The 13,540-nt window shown below is 58.0% G+C and carries 6 protein-coding genes and 4 pseudogenes; 4 read left to right on the forward strand and 6 right to left on the reverse strand.

The features are described from left to right. Positions 1–231 precede the first annotated feature (231 nt). From XH88_RS35675 to XH88_RS35685, 3 genes and pseudogenes are all read right to left on the reverse strand, one after another. Positions 232–1,404 (reverse strand): iron-containing alcohol dehydrogenase, encoded by a 1,173-nt coding sequence (locus tag XH88_RS35675; protein WP_271672977.1) that lies wholly within the window; start codon positions 1,402–1,404, stop codon positions 232–234. A gap of 258 nt (positions 1,405–1,662) precedes the next feature. Beyond that, on the reverse strand, positions 1,663–3,306 hold the full coding sequence (locus XH88_RS35680; protein WP_442868510.1) for an acetolactate synthase large subunit: 1,644 nt from the start codon (positions 3,304–3,306) through the stop codon (positions 1,663–1,665). A 160-nt stretch (positions 3,307–3,466) separates the two neighbouring features. Next, positions 3,467–3,759 (reverse strand): annotated as a pseudogene (locus XH88_RS35685) (acetolactate synthase large subunit); the annotation flags it as partial. A gap of 100 nt (positions 3,760–3,859) precedes the next feature. Between XH88_RS35685 and XH88_RS35690 the strand changes: the two are divergent. From XH88_RS35690 to XH88_RS35700, 3 genes and pseudogenes are all read left to right on the forward strand, one after another. Then, positions 3,860–4,197 (forward strand): annotated as a pseudogene (locus XH88_RS35690) (transposase); the annotation flags it as partial. 1,388 nt (positions 4,198–5,585) lie between these two features. After that, positions 5,586–7,142, forward strand: coding sequence for a 4-hydroxyphenylacetate 3-hydroxylase family protein (locus XH88_RS35695; protein WP_271672868.1), 1,557 nt, complete (start codon positions 5,586–5,588; stop codon positions 7,140–7,142). 134 nt (positions 7,143–7,276) lie between these two features. Continuing rightward, positions 7,277–7,481 (forward strand): annotated as a pseudogene (locus XH88_RS35700) (SRPBCC domain-containing protein); the annotation flags it as partial. A 675-nt stretch (positions 7,482–8,156) separates the two neighbouring features. On the opposite strand, the gene XH88_RS35705 reads toward XH88_RS35700, so the two are convergent. Beyond that, complete coding sequence (locus XH88_RS35705; protein WP_271672869.1) at positions 8,157–8,732, reverse strand: PCC domain-containing protein; 576 nt, start codon at positions 8,730–8,732, stop codon at positions 8,157–8,159. 324 nt (positions 8,733–9,056) lie between these two features. Between XH88_RS35705 and XH88_RS35710 the strand changes: the two are divergent. Beyond that, positions 9,057–9,301 (forward strand): annotated as a pseudogene (locus XH88_RS35710) (ISNCY family transposase); the annotation flags it as partial. Positions 9,302–9,766: 465 nt separating this feature from the next. On the opposite strand, the gene XH88_RS35715 reads toward XH88_RS35710, so the two are convergent. After that, the gene (locus XH88_RS35715) at positions 9,767–10,912 is read right to left on the reverse strand and encodes an ABC transporter substrate-binding protein (RefSeq protein ID WP_271672870.1); all 1,146 of its coding nucleotides are present in this window, start codon (positions 10,910–10,912) and stop codon (positions 9,767–9,769) included. Positions 10,913–12,075: 1,163 nt separating this feature from the next. Beyond that, positions 12,076–13,431, reverse strand: coding sequence for an MmgE/PrpD family protein (locus XH88_RS35720; protein WP_271672871.1), 1,356 nt, complete (start codon positions 13,429–13,431; stop codon positions 12,076–12,078). Between the last annotated feature and the right edge of the window lie 109 nt (positions 13,432–13,540).

The following is a 13,540-nucleotide window of genomic DNA, read 5'->3' on the forward strand; positions in this document are numbered from 1 at the left end:
AGGCCGATGCCTCTTGCTGTCTTGGGACCCACCGTTTTAGCTTAAATGTTTTTACATATCTGAATTGCCCGCGAACCTACCTCTCCTGGCGGGCTGACTCGCGCGAGGTCGGTCCGATGTCTTCTCGAGCATTGGACTATCTCGTGGGCAACTCCTGCTCGCGATGGTCGGCGCCAGTCCGCAGATCTGGCATTATGGGCCTTGCAGCAATCGGGTGACTGGTGCCGTGCATTAGGGAGGCATCCGGTCGCCCAAAGCATCTCTGTAAATCGCGAGAGCATCTTCGAAGCGGACTTCCCGTGGATTATTGACAAGCAGCCGCGTCTGCTTCATCGCTTCCCCGGCAAGTTTGTTCAGATCTTGGGCGCCGATCCCGACCTCGGCCAAGGACAGCGGAATCTCACAGTCTCGGCAGATAGCTGCCATTGCATCGACAAACAGCCGGGCTCGCTCGGCGACCACCAGGTTGACAGCCTGGAAATCGACAATAGGCGCGAGTTCAGCATAGAGAAGCTCGGCCGCGGGCAGGTTGAAGCGAAGGACCTGCGTTAACATCAGGGCATTCGAAACTCCATGAGGCACATGGAAACTCGTACCAATCGGATATGCTAGCGCGTGGACGGCCGCCACAGGCGCGTTGGCGAATGCCATGCCGGCGAGCATCGATCCTAGCAGCATCTGCGACCGCGCTTCTATGTCCTGCCCGTCCTCGCACACTCGACGTACATTGGCCGAGAGCAGGCAAAGCGCCTGACGAGCAAACTGATCCGACATCGGGTTCTTCCTGTGCCTGCTAGTGTAGGCTTCGATCGCATGTACCATGGCGTCGATACCAGTGGCGGCTGTGACGAATGCCGGTAGGCTGAGAGTCAGCTCGGCATCCAGGATAGCCCAATCGGGGATGAGGACCGACGAAACGACACCTTTCTTCTGCGCGGTGGGTGTGGTGACGATCGCGATCGGTGTTACTTCCGAGCCGGTCCCCGCTGTAGTCGGCGCCAACAATAGCGGCAAGCGTTGTCCTTTGGCGAGACCAACACCGTAAATGTCGTCGAGACGATCTGGGGTCTTCGCTAGATAGGCCACAAGTTTGGCTGTATCGAGGACACTCCCGCCCCCAATGGATAGCACAACATCGATGCTGTCGGCTCGACAAGCCGCAACAGCAGCTTCCACCGCGTACGAGGGGCAATCAGTGACGACATCCTCAAAAATGCTGACGCCAATACCGGCTGCTGCCAGTGAGGCCTCGGCGCCTGCCGTTAGACCAGCCGAGCGCACGATCTTACCGGTGACCAACATGACGCGGCGAGCGTCAAAGTTAGCGATGAGCTCTCCCACGTTGCGGGAAGCTCCCCGCTGGAACAAAATATTGGGGGGCGCTTGAAAGGTAAAACTTCTCACCATTCTTCAGTCCTTCTATGCCTCTCGCACAATGAAGCGACGAGCGCAGTACCACCACCGATGCTTCAGCATTACCTCTTCTTGGTGATGTCGTGCACATTCAGAGGTTCGCGAGTGCCGTAGCCTGTTTCTCCTTGGCACAGCACCAGCCGTGAAGACGGAGACCGCACTGGACAACACCGCAGCCAATTGGTCATCACCACACTGGGCCCAGCGGCTTCGATCGAGCACCTCGATAAGCTGTGCATCCGTGCCGCCCTACACGACCTCCACCACACGCTGGCCCACGCCCTCGACGAGCACGCGGGTGTTCTCGGAATAGTCGATCGGCACATCGACTAGGTGGACACCACCTTCGGTGAAAGCGGCCTCCAGAGTCGGCACCAGTGCATCCGCAGACTTTACGCGTGCTCCCTTCGCGCCAAACGATTGGGCGTAGCGCACGAAGTCCGGATTTCCAAACGAAAGGCCGAAATCGACGAAGTTGCGCGCGGCCTGCTTCCAGCGGATCATGCCGTACGCTCCATCATTCAAGATCAGCACAACCAAGCTAAGTTTGAGCCGCACAGCCGTTTCTAGCTCCTGGCTGTTCATCATGAATCCGCCATCACCGCAAACCGCCATCACCCGTCGATCTGGATAAAGCAAGGCGGCCGTCATTGCCGACGGCAGCCCAGCGCCCATTGTGGCGAGCGCATTGTCGAGTAGCAGCGTATTCGGAACACACGTAAAGTAGTGGCGCGCCCAACAGATCTTGTACATGCCATTATCGAGCGCAACGATGCCGTCCTCCGGGATCACTTTGCGGACGTCCTGAACCAGCCGCTGCGGCGTGATAGGCCAACGGCGTTCCGTCGCGCGGTCAGCACCCCGGTTCAGAGTGCTATGACGTAACGACAGCAGCGCCTTTGCGTTCGAGAGCTTTCCTTCGACACGATCGGCAAGCAGTTGAAGACTCGGTCCCACGTCGCCCACAATCTCCGCATGCGGGAAATAGACCTGCTCCACCGCCGCTGGCGTATAGCTGACGTGAATTACGTGAGGGCCGTTTCGCCCCATGACGAACGGCGGCTTTTCTACAGTATCATGCCCGATCGCGATAATAAGATCCGCCTCATTGATTGCCTCGTGAACATAGTCGCCCTCAGAGACAGCAGCGGTCCCCATGTACAGACTTGTCTCGCCGGGCGCCGAGCCCTTTCCCATCTGCGTGGTGAAAAACGGAATGCCAGTACGGTGCACGAAGCCCGCAATTCCGAAGGTTGAGCGCGGCCGACTCGCCGCCGCTCCCAACATGATGAGCGGCCGCTTAGAGCCCAGAATGATCTCGGCTGCGCGGTCGAGCGCCACGCGATGCGCAACCGGGATTTCGATCGGATGAATCGGCACCATGGGCACCGGCTCGATTTCGCCTGCGGCGATATCCTCAGGCAGCTCGAGATGAACGGGGCCCGGTCGTTCCTCCATCGCGATACGAAACGCATCGCGAACCAGCGTAGGAATCCTCTGCGGGCTTACGATTTGTCGCGACAGCTTCGTAAGTGGTTTCATCGAAGCGATCACATCGACAAGCTGAAAAAGCGCCTCTCGACCGCTCATGATCTCCTTTTGACCCGTAATCAAGATCATCGGCATTGCACCAAGGTGCGCATAGGCGGCGCCGGTCGACAGGTTAAGCGCGCCAGGACCGCAAGCTGCCATGCAGACGCCGGGGCGACCGGTGAGCCGTCCGTATGTCGCAGCCATGAACGCGGCGGCCTGTTCATGGCGGGTCAGCACCCACTCGATCTTCGAATTCCGGAGCGATTCGAGCAAATCGAGATTCCCTTCGCCGGGCACGCCAAAGACGCGATCGACCCCCTCATGTAACAACGCTTTGACAAGCAACTCCGCCCCCGTCATTATCCTGAACTCCCTATTCTCAAGACGATGCGATATGTCAGCTCGCAGCGTCTGAACGATCGCACGCTGCAGCCGAGGCATGGGTTTCAGCTTGTTGACATGGTTCAACATCACCCTGGCAAATAGCGGCAACTTATTCCTAACATAGGTACAGGCAGCGGCGCGCCCACCAGATCTTGTAGATGCCGCTATCGAGCGCCACGATGCCGTTCTCCGGGATCACTTTGCGCACGTCGTGAACCGGCCCCCTAGGCGTGACAGGCCAACGACTTCCCCTGCCTGCTCGGCAACGCGTTTCAGAATGCTCTGACGTAGCGACAGCAGCGCCTCTGCGTTCGCGAGCTTGCCTTCAACATGGTCGGCAAGCAGTTCGAGACTGCGCCCCATGGCGCCAACGATCTCCGCATGCGGTAAACAGACTTGCTCCACTGTCGCTGGCGTATAGCCGACATGAGGGCCCTTCGACCGTCTGATTGATACCTTGAAGTCTCCGCTGATGAGCTCGATAGCAGAGCGACGGCGCAGCTCGCGCTTTGCGCATCATGGGGTCTATAAGAAATACCGCGCCAAGTACGGTCGGGCGGTTGAATGCCTCACCAAGGATCGCGATACGCTGCTGGCGTTCTACGACTTCCCTGCCGAGCGTTGGGATCACTTGCGAACGACAAACCCCATCGAGAGCGTGTTCGCCACCGTGCGGCACAGGACGGTGCGCACCAAGGGCTCGTTGTCGCCGACGACGGCCGGGCTGATGGTGTTCAAACTGGTCATCGCTGCAGCAAAGACTGGCGGCGGCTGAAAGGCACAAATCAGTTGCCGAAGCTGATCGCAGGTGTCAGATTCAACGACGGCATCGAGGTCATCCAAATGCCGGCAAACCACGCCGCCTGATCACCTCGTCACCCAAAATCCCGCATAACTCCTCCGCTCGAACCTTGCGCCGTTCATCGCTTACGCCTTCCTGCTCTTGGTTTGCCAGAGTGTACCAGCACAGACGCTGGCTTTCCTGATCATCGACAAAACGAGCAAAGCACTATTTGAGCTCCCATCCCCAGCCTTGCTGCGCATAGCACAAGGTCATATCGAGATTGCGATGGTCGGCGGGGCGCCGCGAGTTTAATTGTGCTCTGGGGCCTCATTCCATTTTTCCGCACGACACCCTATGCGATGGGGCGCCGGACTAGCCTGGCTCGGCACCGTTTTGGTCCCCCTTTCGCTAGATTATGTCATTGCCATCGGTTGCTATGCCTTTGCGAACGTCGGCTTCTCCTTGGCACGACGAGCAGGCTACCGAACCAAGGCTGCCATCGAGTCCCCTCGGCTCCGGCTATATTTTGATATTCTAGGCCCGCGCCCTCGGACCGCCTTTCGGGATAGCGCGCTCATGATAGACCGGCATGCTCGCACTTTGGAATGCAAGCATTGCATCTTCACGGCTAGCAAATTCTGATAGGCCGAGATCGAACTGCCAAATGCGTTGAGGCGCCGCCGCCCGGCGGCAGCAGGTAAAGGGCGCAACGGGGAAAAACTGCAAACAATCGACTTTAGCGGTTAAATCGTGCGAAGACAGCCATTCCTACGTTCTCAATCGGCTCAGAGGTGGAGTAATTGTAGATCTTGATAGTGCGCTCTCAGCGGAGATTTTACATGCCGTCTCCGAGGATAAGGCTCGCAAAGTGGCGCAGAAGCTGGTTTGCCTAGCATAGGGTGCGCGCAAACTGGTTGAGTGCTTCTTCCGTCGTATCAATCGTGTCTCACGACAAGCGCGCCAATAGTTATCTCGTGTTTGCAGTGCAATTTGACGGTCGCAAATGTGAACACCACTTAGGAGCCATAATGCAAATGGAACTGCGGGCTGACCAACGCCTTACCGGGACGCGATGAGGAGAGCGTGCGTGATCAGGCGCTCCTATGATCGCATGAAGCCGATGCCGCATATGGCGATGCTCGCGGCTATTCGTCGACCGCGACATGCCGGCGTTCCGACCGCAGCCAAAGAGGCTAAGTCGTCACACCGGTCACCTATTTTTTTAAGGACGGCCGGATCCGCAAGGACGCATTTCCTGGTGCATGACACGTAGGTGTGTGAGGTCGTGAATCCATCGGCGTCGAATGGCGAATGGGATAGTATAAGCTGCGCCAAGTGATCCCTGCCGATCGGGCGTTTCAGCCCGCTCAAGGATAGCGCCTGCCCGCTGATGAAGAAAGGCTAAGCAGCACAGCTTGCGCGTGTGCCGATGCAATTGTGTGCATAGGCTCGTTTCGTCGGAGATATCGTAATGGACCAGAAATTTATCGTAGCCGATTCGAGCACCCGGCCCGGGAATCCGATCCGATCTGGCGCGGAATACATTGAGAGTCTGAGGGGACGGAAGCTGAAAGTCTATTTGATGGGCGAGGTGGTCGAAGAACCGGTGGACCATCCGATCATCCGCCCCTCGATAAACGCGGTGGCCCAAACGTACGATCTCGCCAACGAAGATCCCGAATTGGGATCGACCGTCTCGCCTTTCACCGGCGATCGCGTGAATCGCTTCTTGCATATCTCGTCCCGGGCTGGCGATCTTGTCATGCAGAACAAGATGCAGCGCCGTCTCGGCCAACTGACGGGCACCTGCTTCCAACGCTGCGTCGGCATGGATGCGCTCAATTCGCTTCATTCCGTCACATACGATTTGGACCAGAAGTACGGCACCGACTATCATGCTCGCTTCGCGAAATTCCTAGCGAGCATGCAGAGGGCGAACCTCGTCATCGGTGGCGCCATGACCGACGTGAAAGGCGACCGCGGTAGATCTCCTTCGCAGCAGTCGGACCCAGACCTGTTCGTGCACGTCACGCGCCGCACGGCGGAAGGCGTTTATATCAGCGGAGCGAAGGCCCACCAGACCGGCTGTCTCAACTCGCACTGGCTGATCGTGATGCCAACAATGCGGCTGGACGTCGCGGAAAAAGATTACGCCATCGTTGGCGCGATACCCGTCGACGCCAAGGGAATCACCTACATCTACGGCCGGCAATCCTGCGACACCCGCAGCGCCGAAGGCAGTGACATTGACGCGGGCAACGCACGTTTTTCCGGCCAAGAGGCGATGATCTTCTTCGAGGACGTGTTCATTCCGCGGGAACTCGTCCTCCTCGATGGAGAGTTCGAATTTGTCTCCACGCTGGTCGAACGTTTTACCTGCTATCACCGGCGCAGTTACGTCTGCAAGACGGGGGTGGGCGACGTGCTGATCGGCGCGGCGGCGGCGATTGCGGACTACAACGGCGTCGAGCGCGCCTCCCACGTCCGCGACAAGTTGGTCGAGATGACCCACCTTAACGAGACGATCTACAGCGCCGGCATCGCGGCGAGCCATCAGGGAATTCCGATGAAGTCAGGAGCGTACCTGCCGGACGAAATGCTTGCGAATGTCTGCAAGCATCATGTGACCAAATTGCCGTACGAGATCGGACGGCTGGCACAGGATCTCGCCGGTGGACTGATGGTGACGCTGCCCTCAGAGCGGGAGCTGCGGCACGAGACCATCGGTCCGATCATCGAGAAGTACCTGAAGGGACGGGCCGAGGTCGCGACGGAGGACAGGATCCGCATCCTTCGCTTGGTGGAGAACATGACGCTTGGCAGGAACGCCGTCGGTTATCTGACGGAGTCCATGCATGGCGCCGGATCGCCGCAGGCGCAGCGAATCCAAATCGCGCGATCGATGCAGCTCGACTTTAAGAAGGAGCTGGCGAAGTCGCTGGCCGGGGTGACGCCCGCTTCGGCCGCCGAGATCGTGGATGATCTTTCTGTCTATATGGCCAGAGTGTTCGCGCCGGTCCCGGAATGATCCGCCTCGAGCCGTTTCAAGCATCCGGACAGGGCTTCCTCGCCCTGGTCACTCCTCTGAAGTAAGGCCAAGGGTTCGACGCGACGTCTCAACGTCAAGGCTCAGCGCTTCTTTCGCGAACTCGCAGGCTTTCGATGGCGACGAGGGTGACGGGCGAAATTCAGCTTGCCGCTCCAAGCGAGATGGTTTGGGCGAAGCTGAACGATCCTGCCGTGCAGAAATCCTGCATTCCGGGATACGAGCAATTGATAAGACTGAAGACCAGGTCTTTCGCGCCACGCGAAAATGAAGGCAGGGTCGGTCTCCGCGCGGTTCAAGGGCAAGGTTACCTTGACTGATTGGTGCCGCGACGATGTGACACCTGGTCCTGCCCATTTCAACAAGAACTTGCGGTGGCTGCTCGGTGTATGGCCTTCACCGATTGCCTGCGCCGCCACGGTTGCGATGCTCGTTCCGAAGTCAGCGTCGAACGTCGCCCCGGAGCATTCAGCGCTTGGCTTCCGCAATGGATAGCGGGCTAGTTGGCGCATTGGTATGCCCCTTGCGAGCATTCCAAGCATCAGCTCCTGCCTCAACGGACTTTGGACCTCCAGTAGGAGCTCCTGGTCTGTCTTCATGTGCGCTCCGGCGGGACCACCGCCCCTTGCGTTGCCGAGGCAGCTATCCACCAGGATCGTGGCGTGCCGGGTGCGAACCACATACGTATTAGCGGAGATTGAAAGCATCGTCCCTGTCCAGCGAGTACGATGCAACCACTGGCTGTACTCGATTGGGCGGTGAACGTCGGCAGCATCTCGCCGGAGGACAGGAACGACGCATTTCACGCAACGATGCGATGAACCGCCATGAGTCATATGACCGGCAGCGTGTCCTGGTGCAGGCCCGAAGGCGTACTCGGTCAGCAGGACCAAATCAACGCAAACGGGCTGAAGGTTATGCTGCTGGTCACGGCGTAGGTCTCTCGTATTGGGGATTCACCGGTGAGGCTACGCCGTGTTCTTCTCCAGCGACGGGCTATGCCGGAACGAGTTCGTGATAGTAGCCGGTCTTGTCGTAGGTCGCCCTCAAGATGCACCCCGAAACCTTTGCAATAGCGACCGTGAAGTGCGAGGGTACAGCAGCCCCCCCATTCCAATTGACGCTGCCAATCGGTGAACCCTGCAAGAGGTGCCCGCACACTGCGGTCCCCGAGACACCCATCGCCGTGATATTGACCTTGAAATAAGGGTCCTCGTGTCCGTCGAAGCCGGCAGATCCGAAGCCCGTGTCGGCGTAGTGGCGGGAAAACTCCGGCGGCGGCGTCCTCAGCGCCTCGTCCGGGACCCAGCCCACGCCAATGAGGCCAGTCATGGTCATCTGGAGCGGCCCCGGGATCTCAACGAAGTCAACCCCCCAATTGTCCTTCCGTGGCTCGTTGGAAATCCGCATCAACCTGAGCTTACTCATGTTGCCGGTAGCGTTCAGAAGGATTCCTGTCTTGACATTGTTTTGTTTGCAGATGTCCCAAAGGGCTGGAAGAAGATCTTCACCCGCCTCAAGTCGGGCGTAGATGACCTCCTCGAACTTCCCACTGACCATAGCCCGTTTCATGTCATAGACCCTCCAGATGAAAAAGGTAAACGCGTGAACTCCTCAGTCCTAGACTCCGCACTGCCGAGGGTTCTGCGGAAGTAGTACGGGATTCCTTGGCCGAATTTCCGCAATGTGGCTCTTAATGACGACGCAAGTCTTCGCCTGATCCGGAGAATGCGACGCTTCTGTGCGTCAAGTGTCGGCTCTGGGATCACACGCGCAAAGCACCAGGCCCTGTGTAAATCACCGGCTACATCGCCAGGACAGCTACCAAATCTGATAGTGTTGAGGACGCAAAGGACGCATGGTAATCGCGGCAACTTCCATCCCGGGCTGCAGTTCTATGGCAAGAACGATCAGGCCTTTATCGAGAAGAGCGACGCGTATCCGCCGAATGGTGCGCTACCGTCGATTCTAGTGGCCCGAAGCGGGCCGCTTGCTGGCAGAACTTTATTGTTCGGCGCGCTTGTTCGTGAATTCGGGCCATCGTTCAAATTGATACGAGAGGCGAGCGACGGAGCGCGTATCCACAAAACGTACCGCGCCCCCCAGCCAACCAACATCAGCGGCCGGTTGCCGAAGCAAGAAACAACTGATGTCGTCCACCCCGCGTCAATGAAATGTATGCCCGCCTGGATCGAGACGCCTTAGAAGGAGCGGCCCGCCCGACCGACAGGCCAAAGACAAAGATTGCCGGGCAAGGGAAGACGGAGTAGGCGGAACGCCGAATGACAAGTATGCGACGATCGGTACGGGTAGCACGAAACGCACGGCGAGATGGCTCGCCAGCATTGGGACACTGCGACCTATCAAAAGCTAGCCAACGCTCGAGTCCGCTTGCCGCAAAGCCGCGATACGGGCCAATGTCAGACATGACCGTGAACATCGGCGGGATCAGTGTTGCACAATACCGCCAGATCGACAGGGTTTCGCCGATGCGCACCACAAATGGCACCACGAAGAAGATGCTTCCAGGCAGCAGCATGCAGGCCCACAGTGCGGGCATAGCGAAGATGGCGAGGGCGTCGTCTGAGTGCCGATAGCGTGGGAGGTTATTGTGCTCGCCATGCAAGCCACCGCTCATCTAGGTGATCCGAGTTGGTCTTGCCATCGGCGCGTTTCGCCAGAAGCCAAGGAACGTCGTAAGGTATTGCCTTCGCCGCGTTTTCGGGATTTATGTTGATCAGCGGCACCAGATCGGCTGGCAGGTACTTGAGCTGATTTTTATTCGGTCCGGGAAAGCCGGTCTCTTGCGTAAAGGCGGCCGCCATTTCCGCCCGATTCACAAATGAGATGAATTTCTGTGCATTTGCGCTGTTCGGCCCCCCCTTAAGAACAGTCCAGTAGTTTTCGACTGTAATAGCGCCGTCCCACATCATACGCATGGGTGCCCCCTGCTGAATTGCCGCGAAAGCACGACCATCATAAGCGCTCGTCAGCGCGATTTCACGGTTGATGAGCAGTTGGATGGGTTCCCCGCCTGCCGTCCACCACTTGGTGATATGCGGCTTAATCTCATCGAGTTTCTTCAGCGCCTGGTCAATCTTTTCATCGCTAAGTGGCCAGAGATCCTTGTGCGCTACACCATCGGCCATCAAGGCAAACAGCATCGGACCTAGACCAGCTCTGCCGCTACCATTGAGCCCCCTCGGTCCTGGGAATTCCTTGACATTCCAGAAGTCGGCCCAATTCTTCGGACTGCTCTTCGCGAAAGCGCGTTCGTCGTAAACCAGCAGAGTCGCGTTTTGGAATGCAACGACAGCGTCCTTAAGACGAGCAGATTGCGGCACTCCTTCGAGCGCCTCGTCGTCCCAAAGGCTGTAGTCGATGGGCTCAAACATGCCCGCCTGGGTCAGCTCCGGATAGGCCTTTGAGTAGATGATGGCGACGTCCCAATCGACCCGGCCGGCGTGGTGCATCGCTTTGACCTGGGGTTCGGCGAAATCGGCCACCACATCCGCGACCTTTATTCCTGTCGCCTTTGTGAAGGGCTCATAAACATGTCGCCGAACTCTGTCCGTGAACGAGCCACCATAACTGTAAACTACTACTTCGCCACTTCCGGCGAGTTTTTCCCTGGCCAAGGCAGCGGCCGCATCGGCCACCAACGGTAGACTTAGCAGCGCCGCTGTTGATTGGAGAAGCGAACGTCGGCTCACAGTACCGTATGGAAACTCGCGAGAAACTTTCTCAGCCATGGATTTCCCCTATTAGAAGCCGGTGCATGTTTCTGTGTGCTCTAAGGCGGCACAATTCCTTGGAGTTAAACAAGAACGTAGCGGACCAATGCAGCCGAAATTCACCAATTGTCGGCTGCTGCTCGACGAAATGCGGCGTCCCTCTGAGTTAGACGATTTGGCGATACTGCACTACAATCGGCAACAGGGCAAAAGTACTTCGGCCGCAATCCCCATGAAGGCGAGCAGCTATTACGCGTTCGCCTGTGGGTCCCTCTTCGTCATTGCTGTGAAGCTGCGGGTCAGCTAGGCGCGTCCCAGCTACATTTGATCGACGCACCACCGAAATCGCAGCGAGCGCTGGGCTGTCGAAGGCACTGGCCATCGCCATGCCCGTAGAGAGGAGCGCAGTAAGCATTCAGTGAGGCTCGGTGAGCACCGTGTAGCAGTCGCTCAGGCAGCCTAATTGACTTGCTTGTTTCGGCCGCGCCAACAGATCTTGGCCGTTTTGAACGGCTCCCACGATGCTCCGAGGCGCCCCCAGCTGTTAGGCGTTAGGTGTTGCCTCGCACCGACGTTAAGCTGCGCGCAAACGTTACGGTGGCGTGCGGCGGCAGCGGTGGCTGATCTGATCCGTACAAGCTATTAGACATATGAGACCGCGCGGTGACGGCCGCCCCGGATACCAGGGACGTGGGTTTTGCCACCTGCAATCCGCCCCAGCGCGACGGAGCTGAGATCATCCTCGACTGAAGCCGTTCTAGGAAATCTGGCTGGTTAATACCAATCCGAAACCAAGGCGTTCCGCGGAACTACACGGCAGCCAGTAGGCCGCAGAGCGGAATGCCCGTCTGGCGGATGGTCTTTGCAATATCACGCATGGGAAAGCGGATGGGCACACTCACGCGGGCGTTGACATCGCCACGCAAGCAATAGCAAGAGGGCGAGAGAATCGAGATTCGTGTAGTGGCAAGCAGGCAAGGCCTAGCAATCAATTCGCCAAATGTCAGAACGTACGTTTCTCCGATAACCTGTAGCGGGAATCGGCCGATCCGATTAGCATCCAGGCACGCGGCTACAGCCAAACGTTCGTAAAGAGACTGCCACTGGCAGAGGTCAGATCTAAACGCACACCAAAGCGGCTTCTGCCATAGCACCAACAAACTACAAGACCACCTATAGCGCTATGCTCGGACGAGCTGCATAAGCCTGCCAATATCAGGCACAGCCTCTAGACCGGCTACGACATCGCGCACGCTTCGGGTAGCGGCATGAAGTCTCGGAGACGCAAGCCTCATGAACTTCGCGTCCATGTCCGTATCCCAACTCATGTCGGCCACATCTGCAGAACGCATGGTGAGAGTTGCGCCATTTTTCAAGAATACTTCAACGGTAATTCCGTCTTCGTCCCTCTCAGCGACGAGCAACGACGTCTTCTTTGCGACTACTTCAACATCCGGATCCCCGAATGACTCACGAAAGTATGCCAATTCCGTGACAGGTTTGCCGAGCAATGTAGCAACTGAAGTGAACTTGGCTGACATCTGCGCTTGCAGGCTGTTGCGATAAGGGGGGTTGCCCAAGAGTCCAGGCGCGTCATAATTGTTTATGCCCGTTTCAGGTCGGGTCACAATGACGCGCTTGATCTGAGATGGCGAAAGACCAGTGGGCCGGAGTGAACGGATCGTAAGCATTGTCTCTTGATTGAGCGCGCAAGCGGGGAACGGCTTGGACCGGGCGCCAAGGATTCCGAGCTCCCTCGTCGCAGCTGTTAGAGCGCTGGCGTCACAATTTGTGCCGCGCGCGAGCGCACTAAAGAACCCATGTGAGCCATCGAGTGTGCGTGGCGACGCTTCACCACCGGCTCCAGCAAAGGCAGCCGCGCTGATCCCGGCGCGGGCTGCGACGCCAGCGTGGAAAAAGCACTCCATGGTCCCATCACCGAGGCCCTCGTTAAATCCGCCAGCCATGTTCGCAGCAAAGTTGAGTGCGTTGGCAATTTTGCGAGTATCAAGACCAGACAAGACTGCCGCAGAGGCAGCCGCGCCGAAAGCCCCAATCGTCGAGACCACACGAAACCGGTTCGCGTGCACTCCTCCGCGAACGGCCGTGCCCATTCGTTGGGCCGCTTCATAGCCAACAGCAATCGCACTCAATATTTCTTTCCCCGACCGTCGATACTGTTCGCCAACCGCGAGCGATACTGGAATGACGTAAGTACCCGGATGACTTCCACCTCCACAGTCCTCCTGAACCGTGGAATGGCTGGTAACGGCATTCACAAAAGCTGCGTCCGCGGCAGTAGCAGTTGCATTGCGACCAATGACGGTACACGGGCCCTCGCATGGATTAACTGAGCGAAAAGCGACTCCTGAGGCCGGCTCGTCCAGTCCATTGAAGGTGACGCTCAACATATCGAGGATGCGTTCCTTGGCGGCTTGTGCTGCATCGCGAGGCAATGCCGTTGTCGCGACGCCCTGCAACACCTCAGCAAAAGCAGCAGAGAGGTCTGATACCTTAGCCTGCACAAGTTCCTCCATGTGGTCGATGTCTCCACTGGCGGGCCTACCTGCGCGAGCCTCGCGTTCAGTGTTATCAGATTTCATGTGCCATTCTGAGCGGGGCCGCCTTGTGCGCCGAGGCGGCCTC

The organism is Bradyrhizobium sp. CCBAU 51627, from assembly GCF_028128765.1.
Classification (GTDB): Bacteria; Pseudomonadota; Alphaproteobacteria; order Rhizobiales; family Xanthobacteraceae; genus Bradyrhizobium.